19 protein-coding genes and 1 tRNA gene are annotated in these 24719 nt (G+C 39.5%); 4 read left to right on the plus strand and 16 right to left on the minus strand.

Features of this window, described 5'->3' with window-relative positions; translation table 11 throughout:
* The coding region (locus EDC17_RS10455; RefSeq protein ID WP_132778031.1) for a M15 family metallopeptidase at positions 1-570 on the minus strand (570 nt) is incomplete at its 3' end.
* A 124-nt stretch (positions 571-694) separates the two neighbouring features.
* Between EDC17_RS10455 and EDC17_RS10460 the strand changes: the two genes are divergently transcribed.
* The 4 genes from EDC17_RS10460 to EDC17_RS10475 all read left to right on the plus strand — a co-directional run bounded on the left by EDC17_RS10460 (position 695) and on the right by EDC17_RS10475 (position 5918).
* Positions 695-2971, plus strand: coding sequence for an ATP-dependent helicase (locus tag EDC17_RS10460; protein ID WP_132778032.1), 2277 nt, complete (start codon positions 695-697; stop codon positions 2969-2971).
* 57 nt (positions 2972-3028) lie between these two features.
* Entirely contained in the window at positions 3029-3769 is a 741-nt protein-coding gene (locus EDC17_RS10465) for a DUF4290 domain-containing protein (protein ID WP_132778033.1), read from the plus strand.
* 96 nt (positions 3770-3865) lie between these two features.
* Positions 3866-5191 (plus strand): UDP-N-acetylglucosamine 1-carboxyvinyltransferase, encoded by a 1326-nt coding sequence (gene murA / locus EDC17_RS10470; RefSeq protein ID WP_132778034.1) that lies wholly within the window; start codon positions 3866-3868, stop codon positions 5189-5191.
* 97 nt (positions 5192-5288) lie between these two features.
* On the plus strand, positions 5289-5918 hold the full coding sequence (locus EDC17_RS10475) for a YceI family protein (protein ID WP_132778035.1): 630 nt from the start codon (positions 5289-5291) through the stop codon (positions 5916-5918).
* 77 nt (positions 5919-5995) lie between these two features.
* On the opposite strand, the gene EDC17_RS10480 is transcribed toward EDC17_RS10475, so the two are convergent.
* From EDC17_RS10480 to EDC17_RS10550, 15 genes are all read right to left on the minus strand, one after another.
* Positions 5996-6514 carry an SRPBCC domain-containing protein gene (locus tag EDC17_RS10480; protein ID WP_243646118.1) on the minus strand — a complete coding sequence of 173 codons (519 nt, stop codon included), beginning with the start codon at positions 6512-6514 and terminating at the stop codon, positions 5996-5998.
* Positions 6515-6616: 102 nt separating this feature from the next.
* Positions 6617-6991, minus strand: a complete 375-nt coding sequence (locus tag EDC17_RS10485; protein WP_132778036.1) for a response regulator — start codon at positions 6989-6991, stop codon at positions 6617-6619.
* Positions 6992-7001: 10 nt separating this feature from the next.
* Positions 7002-7571, minus strand: a complete 570-nt coding sequence (locus tag EDC17_RS10490) for a chemotaxis protein CheB (protein WP_243646119.1) — start codon at positions 7569-7571, stop codon at positions 7002-7004.
* A 6-nt stretch (positions 7572-7577) separates the two neighbouring features.
* Positions 7578-8399 (minus strand): CheR family methyltransferase, encoded by an 822-nt coding sequence (locus EDC17_RS10495; protein ID WP_132778038.1) that lies wholly within the window; start codon positions 8397-8399, stop codon positions 7578-7580.
* Between the two features lie 4 nt (positions 8400-8403).
* Positions 8404-8781, minus strand: coding sequence for a response regulator (locus EDC17_RS10500; RefSeq protein ID WP_132778039.1), 378 nt, complete (start codon positions 8779-8781; stop codon positions 8404-8406).
* Positions 8782-8799: 18 nt separating this feature from the next.
* On the minus strand, positions 8800-12384 hold the full coding sequence (locus EDC17_RS10505) for a response regulator (RefSeq protein ID WP_132778040.1): 3585 nt from the start codon (positions 12382-12384) through the stop codon (positions 8800-8802).
* Positions 12365-13864: an ATP-binding response regulator gene (locus tag EDC17_RS10510; RefSeq protein ID WP_132778041.1), complete on the minus strand. Its 1500-nt coding sequence runs from the start codon at positions 13862-13864 to the stop codon at positions 12365-12367. Before EDC17_RS10510 ends, EDC17_RS10505 begins: the two co-directional genes overlap by 20 nt.
* A gap of 367 nt (positions 13865-14231) precedes the next feature.
* Positions 14232-14771 (minus strand): Arm DNA-binding domain-containing protein, encoded by a 540-nt coding sequence (locus tag EDC17_RS10515; RefSeq protein WP_132778042.1) that lies wholly within the window; start codon positions 14769-14771, stop codon positions 14232-14234.
* Positions 14772-14898: 127 nt separating this feature from the next.
* Positions 14899-14971 (minus strand) — tRNA-Lys (locus EDC17_RS10520).
* A 143-nt stretch (positions 14972-15114) separates the two neighbouring features.
* Positions 15115-16374, minus strand: a complete 1260-nt coding sequence (locus EDC17_RS10525) for a DUF3472 domain-containing protein (protein ID WP_132778043.1) — start codon at positions 16372-16374, stop codon at positions 15115-15117.
* A 494-nt stretch (positions 16375-16868) separates the two neighbouring features.
* Complete coding sequence (locus tag EDC17_RS10530) at positions 16869-19964, minus strand: efflux RND transporter permease subunit (RefSeq protein WP_132778044.1); 3096 nt, start codon at positions 19962-19964, stop codon at positions 16869-16871.
* Between the two features lie 18 nt (positions 19965-19982).
* Entirely contained in the window at positions 19983-21065 is a 1083-nt protein-coding gene (locus tag EDC17_RS10535) for an efflux RND transporter periplasmic adaptor subunit (RefSeq protein WP_132778045.1), read from the minus strand.
* Between the two features lie 17 nt (positions 21066-21082).
* Positions 21083-22354, minus strand: a complete 1272-nt coding sequence (locus EDC17_RS10540) for a TolC family protein (RefSeq protein ID WP_132778046.1) — start codon at positions 22352-22354, stop codon at positions 21083-21085.
* Positions 22355-22425: 71 nt separating this feature from the next.
* Entirely contained in the window at positions 22426-23793 is a 1368-nt protein-coding gene (locus tag EDC17_RS10545) for a sensor histidine kinase (protein WP_132778047.1), read from the minus strand.
* Positions 23790-24473, minus strand: coding sequence for a response regulator transcription factor (locus tag EDC17_RS10550; RefSeq protein ID WP_132778048.1), 684 nt, complete (start codon positions 24471-24473; stop codon positions 23790-23792). The genes EDC17_RS10545 and EDC17_RS10550 overlap by 4 nt, the downstream gene beginning before the upstream one ends.
* Positions 24474-24719: the final 246 nt, after the last annotated feature.

Below are 24719 nucleotides of genomic sequence, written 5' to 3' on the forward strand. Positions count from 1 at the left end.
ACTTTTCAACTTTTGACGATTTTTCTTTTGCGAAGGGGATAGCTTAGCATAGCTATGCGCAGATTCCTCTCCAAAAAAGTCGAAGGGCACACCCATATCCAATTCTTTCTTGGTTTTGAGATCAATAATGGTCAAATCAATGGTGCTTCCGCGGCTATGTCCCGATTTGGAAGCTATAAAACCTTTTTTGAACAATTCCCGCTTGTCTACTTGGGGGTAGAACTCCTGGCGCATCAACGTATCCTTAATGTCTTTTGCCCATCTTTTGAAATGATTGACCGCTATCTGTGGTCTATAGCCATCAAATACTTTCAGACCGAGACCTTCTTTATTCAGTTCTTTTTCGACTTGCTGCAAGGCTCGGGCGGCACGCTCCGTCAGAATGACTTCTGCGCTGTGATAACCATCAATCGGACGGCCAACAAAATTGTGTGCGGTATGATATTTCATATCCACCTCGATGTGCGGAATATAATCGGTGACATACACAAAACCTTGCGGTAACTTCGCTTTTTGACCATATAAGGTCACATTCGATAGCAAAAACAGGATAAAAAGAAGTCTTTTCATGTTGTAAGGTTTAAGTCATAAAGGTAATCAAAAGTGCTAATAATTCCGGTATGCATGCGGTAGATTGAATCAAAATTCCTAACTTTACATCCTATTTCTAACGGAAAAAATAACGCATTATACTTTGGATTATTTAGCAGGATTAAATCCCTCCCAACGTGCTGCTGTAGAACAAACCGAAGGGCCGGTAATGATAGTAGCAGGGGCTGGTTCAGGAAAGACACGTGTAATTACTTATAGAGTTGCCCACCTTATTCAAAAAAGAGTAGACCCATTTAATATTTTAGTACTGACGTTTACTAATAAAGCCGCAAAAGAGATGCGCGAGCGTATTATGAGCGTAGTAGGGTCCGAAGCAAAAAATATATGGATGGGTACATTCCACTCTATTTTTGCACGTATATTGCGTGTCGAAGCGGAGTTGATTGGCTATCCTAAGAATTTCACGATCTACGATACGGATGACACCAAGAGCTTATTGAGGGCTATTCTCAAAGAGATGAATCTGGATGACAAGCTCTACAATGTCAATCATGTATATGGACGTATTTCTTCGGCCAAGAATAATCTTATTTCCCCTCAGGAGTATAATAAGAATGAAGCTCTCTTGGCGGAAGACCGCGAGAATGGTCGTCCACAGATGGGACAGGTGTATATGACTTACGCACAACGTTGTTATCGTGCGGGCGCAATGGATTTTGACGATTTATTGTTCAAGACCAATGTCTTGTTGAATAAATTTCCTGAAACATTGTACAAATACCAACATCAGTTTAAATATTTGATGGTGGATGAGTATCAGGATACCAACTTCTCGCAATATCTAATTGTGAAAAGATTGGCTGCGGTCAATGAAAATATTTGTGTGGTAGGTGACGATGCGCAGAGTATTTATGCATTCCGCGGAGCGAATATTCAGAATATATTGAATTTTCAGAAGGACTATCCAGATGTAAAAGTGTTTAAGTTGGAGCAGAATTACCGCTCTACAAAAACTATTGTCAATGCTGCCAACAGTATCATTGCGAACAACAAAAATCAACTGGAGAAAAATGTGTTCTCAGAAAATGAAGATGGTGATAAGATAAAAGTGGCACGAGCTTTTTCTGACAACGAAGAAGGAAAAATCGTGGCAGAGGCTATCTTGCAGGAGAAAGCGCTTAAATCGTTGAATTATAAAGCATTCGCGATACTTTACCGTACCAATGCACAGTCTCGTGCGATGGAGGAATCCCTACGCAAGCTCAATATCCCTTATAAACTTTATGGTGGAACATCTTTCTACCAACGTAAAGAAATTAAGGATTTAATTGCGTACTTTAGATTGACATATAATCCCAATGATGAGGAAGCATTGAAGCGTGTAATTAATTACCCGCGCCGAGGAATTGGAGATACCACGATCGAAAAAATTATTGTGGCAGCCGACCGCAATCAATACAGACTGTGGGATATTGTAGCCAATGCACAGATGTTTTTGGATGGGCGTAGTGCTACTTCAGTGTCGAATTTTGCGACAATGATTCAGAGTTTTCAGGCTGTTGGCAATAATTCTTCTGCTTTCGATACCGCTATGCACATAGCACAGCATTCGGGTATATTGAAGGATTTGTATGAGGACAAGTCGGTCGAAGGACTGGCACGCTATGAAAATATTCAGGAGTTGCTGAATGGTATCAAGGAGTTTTCGGAACGCGAAGATATCGAACAAAAAACGTTGGATGTATTCCTTCAGGATGTTGCGTTGTTGACGAATGATGACAATGACAAAGATCCAAATGCAGATACAGTGTCGTTAATGACTATCCACTCTTCCAAAGGATTAGAGTTTCCGGTAGTATTTATTGTCGGATTGGAAGAGAATTTGTTTCCATCGCAATTATCCTTAAATTCGCGAAGTGAGCTGGAGGAAGAGCGACGATTATTTTATGTGGCTGTAACACGCGCAGAAAAGAAATTGCATCTATCGTATGCCACCTCACGTTACCGCTGGGGTACTTTGAATAATTGTGAGCCGAGTCGATTTATTGATGAGCTGAATCCAAGTTTCTTAGACTTAGATTTCAATCCTCGTAGTTCTGCACCATCGTCAGATGGAGCCTTTAAATCAGATCGTATTGCCTGGCAGACGAAAGAGAAAGATACTTTTTCGAAACCCAAGCCGAAGGTTGTCAAAACGACTTCCATATTACCCAAAGCGCACGTACCAACACCGGGATTTGCGCCGTCCGACACGAGTAATCTCCAAGTCGGCATGGAAGTGGAGCATGAACGTTTTGGATTTGGTAAGGTAGTCAATCTGGAAGGAAATAAGCCGGATATAAAAGCAACTATTTTCTTCAAAGAGTTGGGACAGAAACAATTGTTGCTTAAATTTGCAAAACTTAGAATCGTTCAATAAGAACACATAGATAACTTGAATAAACTAATAACGTATCAATACGTTTAATATCACTATATGAATTTTGACTACAATAGCACTCGCCCCAAATTAATATTGGCCGAATATGGAAGGAATGTGCAAAATATGGTGGACTATATTTGTACTGTTCCCGACAAAGAGGAGCGTAATAGACTGGCACAAGTCGTAATAGATATGATGGGTGTGCTTAATCCGCATTTGCGTGATGTATCTGATTTCAAGCATAAGCTTTGGGATCATTTATATATAATTTCAGATTTTAAAATCGACGTTGATTCACCATTTCCTATACCTAAGCGAGAGGAAATCAGACAGCAACCAGAGCGTTTAGCTTATCCACAGCATAGAATTCGTTTCAAACACTATGGCCACATCGTAGAAGATATGATTCAGAAAGCCGTAGCTGTTACCAATGACGAAACAAAAGCAAAGCTGACTCTCGGTATTGCCAACTTCATGAAGATGGCTTATTTGACATGGAATAAGGATTCTGTAAATGATATTCAAATCGTTGAAGACTTAAAAGAATTGTCAAAAGGTGAATTGATATTGCCTTCGGATGTCGTGTTGACGAAATTAGATTTCCGTACACCGCCTCCAGGAAGCCGCGTGAAGACTTCACAAAACACCAATAACAATACTAAAGGTGGTACGCAGGTGAGAAAGCAGAACATGAAGAGCAATAATAATAACAATAATAATGATAAGAAAAGACCACACAGCAATACAGGTGGTGGTGGTTTTAAGAAAAATTATCAGAATAATTATAAAAAATAATCATTCTTACGTTATTTACAATTTTTTAATAAGTAACTAGTACATATAGATATTAGTTACTTATTTCATTTTAAAGAAATATCCTTTATAGTATATATGAATGCATTTGAAATACACGGTGGAAAGCCATTGAAAGGTGAAATAATTCCTCAAGGAGCTAAAAACGAAGCTTTGCAAATTTTGTCCGCAGTATTATTGACTGAGGAAAAAATGACAATCAGCAATATTCCGGACATTAAGGATGTGAATAAATTGATTGATCTATTAGGATCGTTGGGTGTTGCGACCACTAAAATAAATAAAGACACGTACGAGTTTGAAGCCAAAAATATAAATACCGATTATTTTACGTCTGAAGAATTCAAGCAAAAGGGTGGAGGTCTACGCGGGTCTATCATGATTGTCGGACCATTATTGGCGAGATTTGGTAAGGCAGCAATCCCAAAACCTGGAGGTGACAAAATCGGTCGCCGACGTCTTGATACCCACTTCATAGGCTTTGAAAAGTTAGGTGCTAAGTTTGTGTATGACGTAGAAAATGAGTTTTTCAATGTGGATGCTTCTCACTTGCAAGGTACATATATCCTGATGGATGAGGCTTCGGTGACTGGAACAGCAAATATTGTCATGGCTGCTGTACTTGCTAAAGGTACGACCACGATTTATAATGCGGCCTGCGAGCCATATTTGCAGCAATTGTGTAAGATGCTTAATCGCATGGGAGCCAAAATCTCCGGCATAGGCTCTAACTTACTGACGATAGAAGGTGTAGAACGCCTTGGAGGTACCGAGCACCGTATGTTGCCGGATATGATAGAGATTGGTTCATTCATTGGTCTGGCTGCTATGACGGGTTCTGAAATCACAATCAAAGATGTGTGTTATAAAGAATTGGGAATTATACCTACGGTATTCCAACGTTTGGGTATCAAGATGGAATTGCGTGGCGACGATATCTATATTCCTGCTCAAGATTCTTACGAGATTGATACATTTATCGATGGCTCTATCTTAACGATATCTGATGCTCCATGGCCTGGTTTCACACCTGATTTGTTGAGTATTGTATTGGTGACAGCCATCCAAGCAAAAGGAAATGTACTGATTCATCAAAAAATGTTCGAAAGTAGACTATTCTTCGTCGATAAATTAATTGATATGGGTGGCCAGATTATTCTGTGTGATCCGCATCGCGCTACGGTGATCGGTCTGAACAAGCAAACAAAGTTAAGAGGTATTCCAATGTCCTCTCCTGATATCCGTGCGGGTGTATCATTATTGATAGCAGCCCTATCCGCTCAAGGAAAGTCCACTATATTTAATATTGAGCAGATCGAGCGCGGTTACCAAAATATAGAAGAAAGATTAAAAGCACTAGGAGCGGACATTAGACGCATCGAAGCGCAGCCAATGGGGCATTAAGGAATTGTCGGTTTATTGTTAATAAATAAAATAATAAAGCAAAATATAGGAATGTATCTTATTTTTGTAACTTAATTAAAAACAACTTAATATACGCATGAATAAATTCGTTTTATTTGGAGCTGTAGCTTCATTAGTATTGGCGTCTTGTGCTGGAAATCCAGAAGGAAAAAAAGCTGAAACATCAGATTCAGTAGAAGTTGCTAAAAAAGTAACAGGTACATCATATACTGTGGATACTGCCCAATCTACATTATATTGGAAAGGCACTAAAGTTAGTGGTTTTCATGAAGGTACTGTAGACATCAAATCAGGAGCGATTTTCGTGGATAATGGTGCGCTAGTAGGCGGTAACTTTGTGTTGGATATGAACACAATCAACAGCACAGATTTAGAAGGTGAATACAAAGGGAAATTAGATGGTCACTTGAAAGCTGATGATTTCTTCGCAGTTGCATCTCATCCAGAAGCATCTTTCGAAATTTCAGAAGTAAAAGCTGGTGCTACTGCTGCTGATGTAGTTATTTCAGGTAATTTGACAATCAAAGGAATTACTAAAAACATTACTTTCGATGCTAAAGTTGATGAAATCTCTGATACAGTTGTAAAATCATCTGCAGATTTCAATATTTTACGTGAAGACTGGGGTGTAAACTATGAAGGTAAAAAAGATGATTTAATCTCTAAAGAAATCAACTTCAAAGTTACTATCGTAGCAACAAAATAAGGTATAATCTTTACATAAAAATAGGGTTTCAATTATTTGAAATCCTATTTTTTTTATGTATTAGTTCTACAAGTCTATTAGTAGATATGTGGGATTTGAAGCAGCAGCCTATCAAAATTTTCTTCATTTTTGTCTACCACATACGGTTTAAGCTTATTGCATTCCTCTACGGTGTCAAATATCATTTTGAATATAAGTTTTGTTTGCGTCGAGGATATACTTTCAAAAATAAACATCACTTGAAATAGCGGTTTAGAAAATCTCTTCCAGACAATCAATTGAGGAACAATAATCTGTGTGAATGCACAATGATTTTCATAATTTCCCTTTTCGGGCCCATGCATGGTATAGCGCCATTCTCCACCGACCTCAAAATTAAATTCGTGAAAGGTATTCGAAAAACCATGTGGACCCCACCATTGTGCTAAATGATGAGGATCCGAAAAAGCCTTAAACAGAATTTGTCTAGAGGTGGGGAATATCCGCATACTTACGATTTCGGCTTCCGGATTCGTATGCTCATTAGACTTGTCCATATTACAATGCTTATATGATTCTACAATTAATGACTTACCGGAGCGAACTTGATCCCACATCCTTTACTTTCTTATCCGGTATGCTATGTCTAATCTACAAATTTTCAGCCGATTATACGATGCATATACCACAGTCTCTCCTCTAGAAAAAAATGCATCTAGTTACGTCGTAGAAGATGCAATCACTTGTTCCACCTTTTGTTCTAAATCATCGAGATCAAAGGGTTTAGAAAGATATGTTTCTGCGCCTGCACGATTTGCCAAGGATTCTACATCATTATTTGCTGAGCAATATATAACAGGTATATGTTTATAATCAGCATGACTCTTCAATAATCGAGTAGCTTCCACACCACCGATATCTGGAATCCAATTGTCCATGATCACCACATCGGGGTTGACTTCCGCTACTTTCTCAATGATATCATGAGAGGTCGCAGATATTTGCACATTATATCCAGCACTCTCCAAAACTATAGTAAATATTTCCAAAATAGCTTTATCATCATCAAATACGAGAATCGTTTTGTTTTTCATGATTGTATTATTAGGTATTATATTTCAATTTATTAATAAAAGTAGCCATTTCATCTGGCTGCAATAGTTTGATGTCCGGTATTGCCTGTAAGGCTTGCTGCGGCATATAACTTACTTCGGCGGTAGCTGGATCTTGAATAGCTACAACACCCTTATTCTGCAGGATGTGCAGTAGGCCTTCTACACCGTCTTGGTTTCCACCCGAAAGTAGAAGTGCACCGACATTATTCTTAAAAATCCGAGCAGCAGACTCAAAGGTAACGTCTATAGATGGACGCGAAAAGTTTACTTTTTCGGAAGCATCCAGCGCCAGTAATCTCTTGGTTTCAAATAGAAGGTGATAATTGGCGGGGGCAAGATAACATTTTCCATTCTCAAGTTCGGTTTTATCCTCTGCTTCTAGTACACTCAAGGCTGCCGAAGTCTCCAGCAATATGTGCAAGGAGCTCTGAGGGAAAGACTTACGATGCAAAATAATGACAATCGGAAAAGGTAAATCCTTGTCCAAATGCGGCAGTATCTGCAATAATATAAGAATACTGCCTGCTGAGCCTCCTATCAAAAATACATCTGTTCCCATGATCACTTAATTACTTTTCTGCCAGATTTTGTGTTTCTGAATTTGTTTGTACCTATCTTGTAAAGAGGAAAAACGCAATGTTTCTTTATCACCTAACGCCAAATACCCCAATTTTTGCAAACTCCCGTCAAAGAGGCTAAAAACCTTATTTTGTAGATCTTTATCAAAATATATAAGCACATTTCGACAAAGGATCAACTGAAATTCATTGAAGGAACTGTCCGAAACCAAATTGTGCGTCGAAAAAAGTATACGATCGCTAAGTCCACTTTGGAATTTAACGACATCATACATAGCTGTATAATAGCTTGAAAAATCTTTCACTCCGCCGGAGTTAATATAATTTTCAGAATATAATTTCATCGTACGCAATGGAAAAATCCCCTTGGAGGCTTTTTCGATCACAGAAGGATTAATATCTGTAGCATATATCAATGCTTTATGTGCTAAATTTACTTCCTGCAATAGAATAGCAATGGAATAAGCTTCTTCGCCCGTCGAACAGCCAGCCACCCAAATACGGATAAAAGGGTAGGTGCCGAGCAGCGGAAGTATATCTGTTCTTAATTTCTTGTAAAAATTAGGGTCACGAAACATCTCCGTCACATTGACCGTGATCTCCTCCACAAAACGTTGTAGATAAGAGCTGTCATTGATCACCCGGTAGCGTAATTCTGCAAAACTTGCAAATTTATCCACGACACATATCCGATTGAGCCTTCTTTTGAGAGATGCTCTGCTGTATTGTGAAAAATCATAACCATATAAAGCTGATACATCCTCCAATAACAATTCTATTTCTTCATCTTTGATAATATCAAGCTCCATATTTTTATATATATTTTCTAAGTATTTCCATCAAAATATCTACATCAATTGGTTTGGCAATATAGTCTGTTGCACCTGCCGCTAGACATCTTTCTTTGTCACCGCTCATAGCCTGAGCTGTTACTGCAATCACAGGAATGTCCGGATATTTGTCTGATGATTGCATGATTTTAATAGCCTGATAGCCATCCATCTCGGGCATCATCATATCTATCAGCACGATTCCAATATCCGGCTGTGTAGCTATTATATCGAGACCTTCCTCCGCGGAGGAGCAAGATATAAATTTGTATCCCTTAGCCTTCAGGGTAAGCGATAAAGCAAAGGTATTCCGATTATCATCGTCGATAATTAAGACGACATCTCTTTTCACTGTTGTCATTTCTCCTTTCTTCTTAATTTATATCTCATATAACCAAACACGTAGTAGGGATAAAAGTTGATCTTTATCCACAGGCTTAGAAATGTAATCCGAGGCGCCAGCCTGAATACATTTTTCCCGATCGCCCGTCATAGCTTTTGCTGTCACGGAGATAATCGGCAAGTTTTTGTACTTTGGATGTTGACGGATCTTTTGAATAGTCTCGTAGCCATCCATCTCTGGCATCATCATGTCCATGAGTACAATCGATATGCTGTCATTACGTTCTAATTCTTCGAGCGCTTCCTTGCCATTGATCGTCGAGATGACATTCACTTGGTATTTCTCTAATATTTTGGACAGCGAGAATATATTGCGCACATCGTCATCCGCAATCAGCACCGTCTTACCATGCAGTACATCGCCAAGAGCACCGAGTTTATTTTGTTTGCTTTTCTGTTCGCCATTATTTTCTTCGACGAGATGTAAGAATAGACCGACTTCATCCAGGATACGCTGGAAGGAGTGCGCAGTCTTAATGACGATAGAATCTGCGTAGTTTTTGATTTTCATCTCTTCAGTATGCGACAAGTTCTTGCCGGTGAAGATGATGATAGGCAGATTTTCCAGCCCTTCATGGCTTTTGATAGCTTCCAAAGTCTCATATCCTATGCGATCCGGCAGCCCCATATCCAATATGACACAGTTTACCTTAGAATTAAGCAAGGTGTTGACACTTTCCTCCACATTGTTTTTGATTTCCGAACTGATGTCGTAGTTGTTCAAGAAGTAGGACAGGGCAGCTGCATGCTTCGGATTTTCTTCTACGATAAGCACTTTTTGCGCATTGCGCTGTAGTGCTTCTTCAATTCTTTTGAAGATGTCGCTCATTTTTTCCAACGCAATAGGCTTGTTGATAAAGTCGATTGCACCTTTGAGCAGACTTTCTTTTTTCATCTGCAGGGAGGACATAATATGCACCGGGATATGCCTGGTCTTCGGATTTTTCTTTAATTCGTCCATGACTTCCCATCCATTCTTCACTGGTAATTGAATATCCAATAAGATAGCCAGAGGTTGATATTTTTCCACTACAGGCAATACTTCATCACCACGTACAAGTACGATACCTTTGTAATTCTGCTGATGCGTATATTGCAACAAAGCTTTAGCGAAATTCGTGTCATCCTCCACTATTAATATACATTTCTCCCCAGGTTTTAGATTATCTCTATCGTCTTCGATATCATCCGGGATCTCGCTGAGCGTATATGGATCATTCACTATCAATTCAGCGGTCGGCTGAGGCATATTGGATGTAACATGCACCGTAGGACTCTCGAATTCATTTACCTCTTCGGTAATAGGTTTGATAGGAATACGTACGGTAAATGTACTTCCTTCACCATAACGGCTGTTTAATTCAATGCTTCCACCCAGGAGACGTACTATTTCACGGCTAATGGACAAACCTAATCCTGTACCTCCGAATCTACGTCGTGTAGACCCGTCGGCCTGTTGGAAGGCTTCAAAAATGATTTTTTGCTTGTCTTCACTAATTCCTATACCCGTATCCGAAACTGAGATAGTAAGATAATTTGGATTTTGATCCGCTTTAATGGATAGACGCACCTCACCTTGAGGCGTGAATTTGATAGCATTACCAATAAGGTTACGGATGACTTGCTCGACACGCAGTCTATCTGTTTCTATAAAATCTGGTAAAGTCTCGTCGAGTTCGGTATGGAAATTCAAACCACGCTCGGCGGCTAACGGCTGAAACATTTTGTGGGTGTCGTTACATACCGATTTCAGTGAAACCAATTCGTACTCCAACTTCATCTTGCCAGCCTCGATTTTGGATAAATCCAGAATCTCATCAATTAGACTCAGCAAACTCGATCCCGAACTTTGAATTACTTTAGCAGATTCGATTTGGTCATGGGTGAGGTTTTTATCATCATTTTCGACCATCAATCGCGATAGCAGTAAGATTGAGTTTAGCGGTGTACGCAGTTCGTGCGACATATTGGCCAAAAATTCAGACTTATACTTGGTGCTGAGCGCAAGCTCTTCTGCTTTCTTCTGAATTTCCGTGTTGCGGACAGCGATAAGCTGATTTTTTTCTTCGAGCAATTTGGCACGCTCTTCCAACTCTTGATTGGATTGAAGCAATTCTTCTTGTTGTACTTTTAGTTCCTCTTCGGAGGCTTGTAACCTTTGGGTGTAAGCTTCCAATTCTGTATTCAGACCTTCCAGTTCGCTGTGCTGCATTTGCAACTCTTCGGACTGCGCCTGTGTTTCTTCCAACAGCATTTGGATGCGTTGACGACTTTTGGCAGCCAATATCTCGAGCGTAACCAGCTTGCAAGCGTCTTCTAAGAATGTGATATCCACAGTTTCAAATGGCTTTGATGAAGCAAGCTCAATCACCCCGAAACATTCGCCTTTAGCTGTCAATGGTAACCAAATAATATGCGAAAGTTTGAGTTGACCCACAGCAAAGCTTACGACATAGTCATTACTTTCCACATTGTCAAAATGCCTGATCTTTTTATCTAAAAAGACTTGGCCGACCATCCCTTCGCCAGGTGCGTACTCATTTTTCATGGTATGCTCCATGCCATATGCGCTCTTTAACATGAGGCGTTTGTTTTCCAAGATGTAGCAAGCACCATTGGTACATTCTGTATAGTGAACAAGATGCGTCAACGCGTCTTCCGCAATAGTTTGCTCTGCTTTATTGCCAGTCAGTATTTCGTTTATTTTTACCAATCCAGTTTGTTTCCATTCATTCTGACGGATTGCTTCAAAGGACACTTGAAGTGCTGCGGTCATTTCGTTTAGCGCTGCTGCGATTCCGCCCAAGTGATCGCGTTCATTTTCGTCAGCCCGTACTGTATAGTCGCCTTCGGCTATTTTGCTGGCTATACGTTGTACAGTAGCCAATCGCTTAGCCAATTGTTCATCTTTCGTCTGCAATTCACGTTGCAATTTCTCCCGTGCAGAAAATTCATTACGTATCTGTCTATAGAAAATAAAGGTGATAAACAATGAAACTACACAGGCAAGTAGGATGAAGATAGACGTATAATTGGAGGATGCCGTCATAGCCCGACTACGCTCGTTCAGACTGGCGAACTCCGCCGAAATGATGTCTTGTATAATTGTACGACAGCTATCCATATATATTCTGCCTCGCTCCAGATCGGATAGATCGATTTCCTGACCCGATTTTTTAGCCTCCACCAATTCGTTTAGGATCTTAATCCTAAAATTAATGAGCCTGGATACCGTGTCCATTTTAGCCGCATGTACGGAGGTATCGGGAATTTGCTTTATGATCTGGTTAAGTGATTCGGGAAGCGATTCTAATCCCCTATAAAATGGGGTAAGAAACACTTCATTATTGGTCAAAAGGTAACCTCGCTGACCTGTCTCCGCATTGAGTAAATCGACGAGCACACGATCCGCTTGGAGCAATGTGTATTGGGTATTCAATACACTCGTGCGATGTACGATTTGATTGCGCACACTCATAAAGGAGGCGATCGAAGTTACCAGTAGAATGATAAAGGACATTCCAAACCCAATTTGTAACTTCTTAATAAGTTGCTTTGGCATAGGTAATATGATGTTTAATTGGTAATGTGAAATAGATTGTAGTGCCTTCGCCGACTTTGCTTTCTACACCAAAATTTCCTTGATGCTGTTTGAGAATTTCAGCACAGATATATAGACCTATTCCTAAGCCTTGGAATTTTAATGAAGACTCCTCCACACGATAGAATTTGGAGAATATATGTTTCTGTTTTTCTGCTGGAATTCCGATTCCGAAATCTTGAACAGCTATCAAGATATCATCCTCTTGTACCTCAGTTTTGATGATTACCTTTTCGGCATCGGGCGAATATTTGATGGCATTGGTCAGAAAATTTACCAACACCTGCTCGATACGCATGGCGTCAGCATAGATAGGCTGGTCAAATAAATCTCCCTGGCGCTCAATAGCTAGGCTGGAAGGGTAGGTTTGGTGGATCGTATCAATCGCATGGCTAATGATCTTTTCTAAATCTATTTCCTTCTTATTGACCTGGAGCTGGCCATTTTGAATTTTAGAAATATCCAACAAGTCTGCGATCAGGCTTTCTAATTTTAAGACCTCATCTTTGGCTCTTTCAATGTATAGGGGAGCTGTCGGTACGTCCGATTTCGTGACTACACGTTCTACAAGTTGTATATAAGCCTTTATACCCGTCAATGGGGTTTTTAACTCATGACTGGCGATACTTAAAAATTCATCTTTTTTGCTTTCTACCAGTTTTTGATCATTGATATCAGTGAGTGTTCCCACCCAGTTGCATACTTTGTTTTCTTCCGCAATAGGGATGATGCGCAACAAATGATAGCGGAAGGTGTTGGTTTCGATTTCCTTTATCCGTATTTCCCGCTCTACAGGTGCATGCAGCGAATGGCAATTGAGTTGAAAATTCTGCAAGGCATTTAAATCATCGGGGTGAGTCTCCGGAAAGCGTGCAGATGATAAAGAATACTTATACCAATTGTGGTTTACGAATGTGATATTACCTTGATTATCAGCGGTAAAAGCAATCTGAGGCAAGCTTTCCATGGTGGAATGCAAATGTTCCACCTGCGTTTTCAGCTCTTCCTGTGCCTGTTTGCGGCTTTCAATTTCCAGTTGAAGTTTCTGTTGGGCTTCATTCAGGGATAATGTCTGCTCATACAACCGAACAAATGTGCGAACTTTCAATAATAAAATATCGGGATCTACCGGTTTGGTAATATAGTCAATACCACCCGATTCATAACCTTTGGTGATAAACTTCTTATCCGTATTATTTGCTGTCAAAAATATCACAGGAATATCTTTGGTCTTGCTGTAGCCCGATAATGCTTCGGCTACCTCAAATCCGTCCATGCCGGGCATTTGCACATCCAAGATTATGAGCGCATAATCTTTTCGTAATACTTTTTTCAAGGCCTCTTCACCTGATAAAGATGTGTCCACTTCAAAATTCTTGGACTCCAAAAGGGTCTTTAATGAAAAGATATTCTCTTTTTTATCATCGACAATCAAGATCATAGATTATTATTAAATGTTTTTTTTCTAGGATTAGGAGGCTAATCATAGCTCATAACCTCGCCCTTGCAATAAGCAAATATCACACCAACAATGCTTTTTTGGCCAATAAACCGACTTTGACACGAAAAAAAGGTCAACGGATTAAGCTTAATTCTTTAAATGAAAATTAATTAAGCCTCGTCTGGAAATCCTTACTTACAATTAGGTACGCGGTAGATTGATTGGGAGGGAAGGGTATGGTTGTTTTACCGTCGTTGGTTGTTCGGAAAGGTCTGGGACCTTTGGTAAGAACCCAAAGGAATGAGGGTTTATCTTGTAGCAAGATCTGCGATACACTGTTCTCTAATTTTCCAGAGTTCTTAAAGGGTTAATTTTGGAGAATTTTGTTTGTGAAGCCAACTTTTTTGTGTTTTACCTGAAGGAATGTTTGTAGTTTCTTCTTTGTAGTTTTTAATTGAGTTTTTGTAAATGGTGATCGGTCATCCTTTTCCACCATCTTTTGAAACTTTTCGATGAATTCATCGAAAACTTCAAGGAGGGTAGGAGGCAGAGTAGAATCTTCCAATATTGATTCTTCAACTATTGGCTTATTGAAATAAACCCGTTTGATCATTTCAGGAGTAATAATATTATGTTCAAAAAAGAGTTTATCGTAGATCCTATTAAGATCGACTAACATTCCTTTAATTTTGTTATTTATAGCGCGGTGATCAGATTCGGATTTTGATACTGTTTTGCTTTCAACATCCCAATTCTCTGGGAGAATAGTCGTTCCAATGGGTACCTCCGTTGTTTTTTGATCTTTAAGGGTAATCCGAATTGTTAGTGGAGCTTTTCCAGTTGTCTTTCTTGCTTTAGTTCTTAAAACCATAGGAAGTAAATCCAGCTGATGTTTGATTTTTTCCATTTCTACACATTTAGAGTTAACAAAATTGCTAAGCCTTATCAGCCATTCTCACGTAAATCAAAATTAGTACTTTGAAGAAGTTTAGATATAGAATAAACTAAAAAAGGCACACCTAAGTGTGCCTTTGTGATCCCGCTGGGATTCGAACCCAGGACCCATACATTAAAAGTGTATTGCTCTACCAGCTGAGCTACGGAATCCTAATTCTCTCGAATTATCCTTCGTTGTTTGAAGTGATGCAAAGGTAGGGCTTTTAGTTGTAAATGCAAATTATTTCCAAATTAAATTTGCTTATTCAAGCTAATTCATTCTTTTAGTGGTTATTATTTTTAGCGTACCATATTTAAGGTAGTGCATTGAAGTCGATAACAGGAACTTGCGCATTGTTGTTATACTGGAATACCGAATTTGGTGGAACAATTTCATCAAAAAAACCACCCATTTTTAGGTAATATCCATTACTTGTCGTGCCACCCGATGCATCGACACGGTTGCCTTGTCTGTATGTTGCGTCCACGGTCAGCTGGGCTTCTTCCATCTTGGTCCAAGTGCCATTGTATACCCATTGATTTCGAAATTCTACCTGACGCTTGAGGTAGCCTTGATTGGGGCTGAAGTTTTCGAGAAAGCTGTGAAAACCTTTGAGAAAGGTATTCGTCTTTGATCGTTGGAAGCTGGCTATTAATTGCCAGTTGTTATTTTCGGGAGCAAAAAACCATGCACTGTATACCGTATTTCCTTTTCCGTCGGGCTCACCTTTTAGCAAAAACTTGTAAGTAGTTTCGGCCTGCCAATTGTAGCGCAGAAAACTCTGTCCACCTGATCTTTCATTTCCAAATTCGCCGGTATAGACGCCCTCGCCTTTTTTGAGAAGCAGAATTTTTTGGTCATCAGGAATAGATTTAGGATCGTCAGTATGAAATGGGCTCCATACGGAGAATAATATTCTGCGTTCTTTTTCCGAATTAACTTGTATGCCAAAGTACCCTTCCGCAAATCCATTTGCCATAAAGTAGGTTCCGATCATATCCTGTCCTTTAGGTACCCGTACCTCATTGTAAAAATAGGTTGCATTCTCCACTTTCGGGCTGTAGCCCAGGTGGCAGGAGGGACCACGGCGTGTCCAATAGAAATTCGCGGGATCACTGCAGTAGATGACGCCTTCCGTCGTAGCCGACCCTTCCAGCATAATATCCTTGATCGTTATGTCTCCATTACTGGAGATAAAATCCAAATGGGCATATCCGGCTTTCGGCACATTAAAGTTGCCAAGATCGATAGTGGTATATGCACTAGCCGTAATGTTTATGGTCTTCGTTTTGCTTCCGAAGCCCACTCGCAGGCGCGCTTTCTGACCTTCATTGATTTTTGCGAGGAGTTTAATGTTCAAGTTGCCCGAAGCCCCCAGTTTGAAATAGGAGCTTACCTTTTTGGAGGAGGACGTTAGTTTAATACCGTTTTTTTCTACGGCATTGCGTTCATGGGTATAATCAATTTCAAAGGAGTTTCCCGCAGTAGGGATGATGATGCTTTTTGGACTGCTATTCTGTGCAAAGCACAAACTTATTAGTCCCATTATACATAATATAGATCGTATTTTCATATCGTCTCAGTTCTTAGGATGAATGTATTGATTTTTGCCTATGAAATATAAAAGAAAACCCACTGCTTTTGCCAAATCGGGTAGGAGGCTTTATTTCAACCGTTTGTTCTAAATTGTAAAATTTTAGATGGGATATAATTGCATTAGTACTAAAGTTATCGTGTTCGGAACTTTATGAAACGAATGGATGGCATAAGCAAAGTCATCGTACGTTACTCACTGTACTGTACAAAGAAACTGGATTTTGCCGAGCGAAATAAAATTCAAGGTAGAGAATTACAAAGAGCCTGATATTAATTCGTATCAGGCTCTTGTTTACCGATTTCTTTTTTTCATTTCGGAAACTCTTGGGGCTGCTTGAGTTACTCGCTCCACTATACTTAACTCCTATTGACGAATAAGTATGTATATTCAAGGATATCTACATTCTTAGGCTTCAAGAATTGGAGGGTAGCCAATAAATGAGGAGATTTGCGGATCTCCATATTTTAAATCTATTTACTCCTTTCTTTCTTACTATAAGCCCAATAAAATACTTGGGGCAATACAGTAAAGGATAAAATCATACAAATAATTAATCCACCTACAATCATGATGGCTAATGGCTTTTGTGTCTCAGAACCCATCCCTGTGGAAAGTGCGGCAGGAAGTAAACCCAATGAACCCATTAAAGCAATCATAATGACCGGGCGAATCCGGCTGCGAACACCTTGTTCGATCGCTTCCACCAAGGGCATTCCTCGTCGGAAATTGTCCCGCATGACACCCAACAGGACTATGCCATCGATTGTGGCTACACCAAAAAGAATGATAAATCCGATACCAGCAGAAATACCGAACACAGTTCCTGTGACCCACAAGGATATAAATCCTCCTACAAATGCAAAAGGAATCGTAATAGCAGAAATAAGCGTATCCTTAATAGTTCCGAAATTGAAATATAACAGAAATAAAATCAGTAATAACACCGCAGGAACAATCACTACTAGCTGTGCTGTCGCACGTTCTTTACTTTCAAATTCGCCAGCCCAGACTACTTTATTTGCCTCTGGAATGTTTGTTTTTTCGGCTACTTTGGCCTTTGCCTCTGCAATAGTGCTTCCTAAATCTCTACCTTCAATACTAAATCCTACCGCAATGTACCGACTGCTTCCCTCTCTATAGATAAATGTAGGACCCGTAATATAACTGATGGTGGCAATTTCTCGCAAAGGAATTTTTACGCCAGACTCAGTAGGTATAAGGATATCCCCAACTTTCACTTCGTCATCACGATATTCTTTCTGAAAACGAACCGTTACGTCAAACATTCTTTCATCTTCGTAAAATGTAGTTGCAGCACTTCCACCGATTGCCATCTCTACGACAGCCTGAGCATTTGCTTTATCTACGCCATAGCGCGCCATTTTATTGTCGTGGAGTTGGATACGAAGTTCGGGAAGTCCAATATTACGGTACACATTCAAATCCTCAATTCCATCTACATCTCTGATGGCATCGGCTACTTGGTCGGCATATTTCTCAAGTTGAAATAGGTCATTGCCGAAAATCTTCACCACTAAAGAACTCTTCACGCCGGCAACATATTCCTCTACATTATCCTGTATGGGTTGGCTAAACCCAAATACTATACCGGGATAGGTCTGCAATGCTGTCCGCATTTCCTCCACCAATGTTTCCTTCGACCGCTTGTTTTTCCATTCTTTTTCAGGATCCAACTGAATATGGAATTCGATATTAAAAAAGCCAGTAGGGTCGGTTCCATCATTGGGTCTGCCCACTTGGTTCAATACAAATTTCACTTCTTCAAACTCACGGATTTTGCCTTTCATTTCATGGGCTAGCCTTGTTGCCTCCTGAATATTTGTACTATTGGGAAGTGTGGCTCTGACATACAATGCACCTTCATTTAGCTTAGGGATAAACTCCGTTCCATAATTCATAAACCGTACACCACAAATTATAATCAATACAACGAAAGCAATGGCAGTTATCTTTTTGTACTTGGTACTCCACTGAAACATGCTGAATAGGTTTTTGGTGAAGAATTTGGAAATTTTATTTTCCTTTTCTACTATATTTTTGCGAAGTAATGCTTTGCACATTGCTGGCACATAGGTAATGCTCAATATCAATGAGCCCAAAAGGGCATATCCTAAGGTAAAAGCAAGTGGAGCAAACATTTTTCCTTCTACTTTTTGGAAAGAAAAAATAGGGAATAGGGCGACTATAAGGATGATCTGCGCAAAAACGATATAGGTGGCGACACTACCTGCACTTTTTTTGATAATTCCCGATTTGGCCATAGTGTTGAATACCGGCATGCCCACTTTATGAGCTTTCTTTTCCATGGCTACAAAAACGGTTTCGACGATGACGAGCGTCCCCTCCAAGAGCAGCCCAAAGTCAATGGCTCCCATCGAAATCAAATTGGCGGGTAATCCTTGAATTCGTAACATCGTAATCGCAAATAGAAATGAAAGCGGAATGACGGAAGCGACGATAAAGGTGGTTCGCCAATTGTACAAGAATATAAAGACAATGATGGAAACAAGTAAAATACCTTCTGCGATATTTTTAGCGACGGTATTTACGGTAGCATTTACCAATTCTGTACGGTCTATGAAAGGTTCAATTTTAACGTCTTTGGGCAAAATACTATTGTTGAGCTCTTCGATTTTGGCTTTTAGCCTAGGTATGACTTCGTCAGGGTTCTCACCACGAAGCATAATCACAACACCTTGTACGAGATCATTTTCATCTTGCAGGCCGACCTGGCCTAAGCGCGGTTTTGCTGAAATTTCGACATGCGCCACATGCTTTACCAGAATCGGTGAGTTGTCACGGACCTCAATCAAGATGTTTTCGATGTCTTCGGTTTTCTCCAATAGCCCTACACCGCGTACCACATAAGCCTGCACGCCTCTTTCAATCACATCTCCACCTACATTAATATTACTTTTGGATACGGCCTCGTACACGTCCAGGGGCGACAAATCATAATTCGCTAGCTCGGTTGGGTTAATTTTGATCTCATAAATTTTCTCTTCTCCTCCGAAGCTCACGATGTCGGCTACTCCGGCGACCGAAACTAATTCACGTTCGATTACCCAATCTTGTATAGCGGTTACTTCTTTGATCGGTTTGTTGCTCCGGAGTACATACCTAAAAATCTCTCCTGTAGCTCCATATGGGGGCTCGATACGAGCTTCTGCTCCATCCGGTAGACCAATATTCTGTAAGCGGTTGGAAGCATATTGCTGTGCATAAAAATTATCCACATCATCGTCAAAGATCACAGTAACCACCGATAATCCGAATAGCGAGATAGAACGTACATCCATCTTTTTGGGAATGGTATTCATCTGCTTCATTATCGGCAGGGTAACGAACTTTTCTATTTCTTCGGCACTTCTTCCAGACCACTGCGTGATAATCCTTGCCCTCGTATTGGTTACATCTGGAAAGGCTTCAATGGGGGTGTGCTTTAGATTGATTAGACCCACTACGATCAATAATCCCGTTAGGAAGAAAATAATAATGGGATTTCTCAAAGATAGAGCTACTATATTTTGAATGAGTTTTTGCATGAAAAGGGAATTTGTCGATTAGTTATTAAGGGCTTCGAAAATTAAAAGCTGATTTTTGGTAATGATTTTTTCGTTTTCCTCCAATCCGCTTTCGATATAGGTGGTTTCATTTCGTTTGGTATAAAGCGACACCTCACGTATTTCTATATCACAAGCGCTCTTATACACCAATACGTGATTTTTATTATCAAAAAACACCAAGGATGACGTGGGTACAGCTACTTTTTCTGTGTCTGTATATTTAAGGGCAGTAATGTCGGCTATCATCCCAGGCTTTAGCCTGAAATTTCTATTACTAAGTACTATTCGCGCTTTCAATACTTTCGCATTCTCATCCAATACCTGTGAGATTACGCTGATTTTTCCGCTGAAAATTTCGTCCGGATAGGATAGGGTTTTGATTTCAACATCCATTCCGCTATGGATGCGTGCTATATCTGTGGAATATATATTGGCCATTGCCCATACATTATTTAAATCTGAAATCGAAAAAAGTGGTTCTCCTTTGTCGGCTACGGTAGTACCTGAATTGATGTTTTTGACTGTGATGATTCCCGAGGTTGGAGCTTTTATTTGAAACACATTTTTGGAGTTGCTGGCATTGAAAAGACTCAAATGCCTTTCTACTTTCTGCTTTTCGGATTCTAGAACCCGTAGGTTGGATTGTGCTTCAATCAATTCCTTATTAGACGAAACCTTATCTTCAAACATCTGCTCTCTAGCATTCAGCTCTACTTTTGCGACTTCAATCTGGGCGTTCAAGGCATTTAGCTCCGCCTGTAGTGCGCCCAAATTGGTGCTATACATCTCTGCCAAGACCTGCCCCTGGGTTACGGCATCACCTAAGGAAAAATAGGTCTTGGAAATAACTCCATCTACCAAACTTACAAAATGGATAACCTTATCGGGATTACTTTCGATGCTACCGGTGAGGTGTATTCCCTCCGTTACTACTTGTTTATGGACAGTTTCAACGTCAGTTTTGCTCATGAAGCTTTCGTTCAGGCAAAACGGCTCTTTTGGGATTTCTTTAGTTTCTTCCTTGTTCTTACAGCCCACAAGGGTTACCATTAATGTAATAGGAATAATATATTTTTTCATTGTCTGAGTTTTGTTGATTAAAGGTCTCTACCTATTGAATAATTAAGTTCTTCTGCTCTATGCTCTACGTCTCTGCGGGCTTCTAAAATGATTTTCTTATTATTCAGATAAGCATGCATAAAGTCGAAATACTCCAACATGCTCACATTACGGGAAGTAAAATTTTTGGTTTGCTTTTTTAGTAAATCATCCAATTCAACTTCGTAATTAGCGTCGACATGACGGAGAAAGTCCAGCGCCTGCTGTAAGGATTTATAGGTCAGAAAGACTTCGTTTTCTATGGATAGGAGGGTTTGTTTTTTATGAATTTTAGCATTTTCAATACTAATTTGCGCTTTTTTGATACCACCTTGATTTCTATTAAAAAATGGCAAATCCATAGAAACACCTACCCCGACGAAATTGAGCATCGTACTTCCATTACGATCGTAGTTCATTCCGAATTTTAAATCAGGAATTCGTTGAGCTTTTTCGTAAACTAATAGTTTGTGTGAATACTCCTCTTCCAATAAGGCGTATTTGTAATCTGGACGGCTTTCTTTGGCACGTTCGAACATCTGCTCTAACAGTATAGGCGGATGCGATTTGACATTAGTGCCTACACCCTCATTTATGATTTCAAGTGTTGTAATAGGGTCAAGGCGAAGCAGTAGTTTCAGTTGTTTTTGTATTTCGTTGGATTGATGGTTCAATTCCAAAATCTCTTTGTTGATTTCCAGCTCTTCTGCTTTCAACCGGATAGATTCGGATTTGCTGATATATCCTTTGTCCAATTGATTCGCGTAGGCAGAGGTCAGTTTTGAGATATTTTGTGACAGATTTTCATATACTTTTACCAGCTGTTGGACGTAGAGCAATTCAGTAAGGTTATTACGTAGTTCGAGTTTCAGACCTCTTAATAGCTCTTCAAAATATTGTTCTGCTTTCGACACGTCAACTTGCTCCAAAGCGATGAGTTTTTTACGTTTTCCTGCTGTTAAGATTAACTGGTTGATTTCAAAAGCAATCTGCTGATTTTGACCAATATTTCCGAAAAATGGGGGGGAGGGCTCGACGGTGGAATTTTTCCAGAGATTGATTTCGTTCAATGAAAATTCTGGATTGGGCCAGAGTTTTGCCTGAATCACTTCGGCTTTTTGTCTTTCGATATGTAGCTTTTCAGAAATTAGAAGCAAATTATTCTGTAAGAACAGTGCTTCTGCATCCTGCCGTGCTAGTCTGAGTGTTTCCTGAGCTTTCAACCCGATGGCTGAAGCCACGAGCATACATAGTATAAGAGTTTGTTTCATCCTGCAACAATTTGTGCCGCAAAGATGGATTTATCGACCTTAAAAAAGGCTTAAAGCTTATAAAAATTGGCTTAAGGCTGAAGAAATTCTATACTGAAAATATTGTTACGATCTTCTTCTGCACGGTATTTTAATACAGCATGATGCATATTGAAAATTCTCTGAGCTAGTACAAGACCAAGTCCGAATCCATGTTGGTTTTGTGCATTTTGTCCTCTAAAAAAGTATGTGAAAATAAATTTTTGCTCATCGTTGGAGAGTATCTTTCCGGAATTTGAAATACTAATCGTCAATAGTTCGGATGATCCGTCAAAAGTTATTATCGCTTTTTGATGATCTGAATAGTGTACAGCATTCATCAGCAAATTGATAAATGCCTGCCGGATGAGCGGTTCGTTAGCTTCAATATTTAAGATACTTTCATTGAAATTTTCTGGAGTAAAATATATCTCAAAATTAAACGCTGGATACAGTGCATTGATTTCGGATATGCAGTCAAACATGACCTCATCAATTCGGATATTGGCTGTTGTTATTTTTTGTCCGGCCTCGATTTTGGAGATTTGAAGTAACACATTTATGATGTTTCCAAGGGATTTTGCTCTTTGAGTCTGTGCGTGTAATTCGGTTTTTATTTGGGCAATGTCACTTTGCTGCCGTATTTTCTCGAGTTCGGAAACCAAGACCGCAATAGGGGTTTTTAGTTCATGAGAAATATGCTGAATGCTGTGCTTTTGAAACATAAATGCATCGTTTGTCCTTCTCAGAAGCTCGTTGAATCTCTCGGTAAGGTTTTTTAATTCGGAAGTCGAAGTTTTGAGCTTTAGGGGTTGGCTTTTTTCGTTGCTTAGATCGTATTCTTCCATCTTTTCTGTCAAGTCGGATAGGGGTTTGGCTATAATATTTGAGAGGTAAAAAGATATAGATATTACAATCAATACTATAGCAACAAAAATTCCGATAAGTACTTTTTGTAGGAAATCTTTTTTCGAATATCCAAAATAATCATACGCTTTACTAATCGCATAATAACCCTTTGAATTATGTTCTATGTACACCCCAATCAAGTCATACCCGTCCTCTTTGGTTTCCAGCCAGCTGGTTGAAACAGAGAGCTGATTAAGTATGGTTTGGGATTTAGCGATGTCAAGACTGTCAATGCTCGAAAAGATAAGTTTCTTTTTGTTGTCATATACAAGCATTTTTTCGTCGTAGAAGTCATGTATATCTTGTTTGTCGAGGTATTCAGATACTTTTTCACTTATTTTTTCAAATTCCTCAATTAGTCCAACGGTATGCTTGATCTTAGAATATTGTTGTTGCTGAAATTCTTCCTCTCGATGCTCCGAGAATAAAATAAAAACAATAACCAGTGACACCGCCGAGAGTAAGATCACTGTACTCGAAAAGTAGATAAGTATTTTGTTTCTGATCTTCATTCAACATCTAAATAATACCCATAGCCGATTTTTGTTTTTATGGAGTTCTTTCCGAAAGGCTTGTCGATTTTGTTTCGTAAGAAATTGACATATACCTCAATCGTATTGGTGTTGAGATCTAGCGAAGATCTCCAAATCTCTTTTATCAATTCGTTCTTAGAAATGATTTCACCCTGATGCTGACAGAGTTTGACCAATATTTGATATTCTCGTGGAGTAAGCTGGATTTCTTGATTTTGTCTTTTTACCTTTTTTTGAGCAGTATGTATAATAATATCCGAAGCAATAATGAGTTCGGAAACATTATTGTCGGACTGACTTTGGCTTCTTTTCAAAAGTGAATTAATGCGCATAGTGAGCTCTTTCATAAAAAAAGGCTTGGTGAGATAATCATCTGCACCCGAATCGAAACCTTTGATTTTGTCTTCCAATTCATCAAAAGCGGTAAGCATCAAGACAGGAGTGTGATTATTGTACTGACGATAATCCTTGCATAAATCATAGCCATTTTTCTTCGGCAAATTTATATCCATTACCACGCAGTCGAACTTTTCTTTTTTGAGTAATCGCTCAGCTAAAAATCCATCATAAGCACGCTCGACTACAAATTTTTCAGCCAATAGCGCATCACAAATATTTCTGTTGAGTGTAGTTTCGTCCTCAATTACCAAAATTCTCATATAACAAAAGTAAACGAAATTATATATAGATTGCACTCTTGAATTTACTAACGTTCAGCCTCACACCGTCCATTACCATCCCTAAACCTTCTTTGAAGCGAAGCCTGGGGTTCTCATCCCAGCGCAAAACGTAAAAAACCAATCTTTCGATTGAGCTTTTCTTGTTTTGTGATCCCGCTGGGAGTGGTTTGGCCCCGTGATTCCCGCACGCTTTCCCTAAACATTCTAGAATCGAACCCGTGGGTT

The sequence above is a fragment of the Sphingobacterium alimentarium genome, assembly GCF_004342685.1.
In the GTDB taxonomy this organism is placed as follows: Bacteria; Bacteroidota; Bacteroidia; order Sphingobacteriales; family Sphingobacteriaceae; genus Sphingobacterium; species Sphingobacterium alimentarium.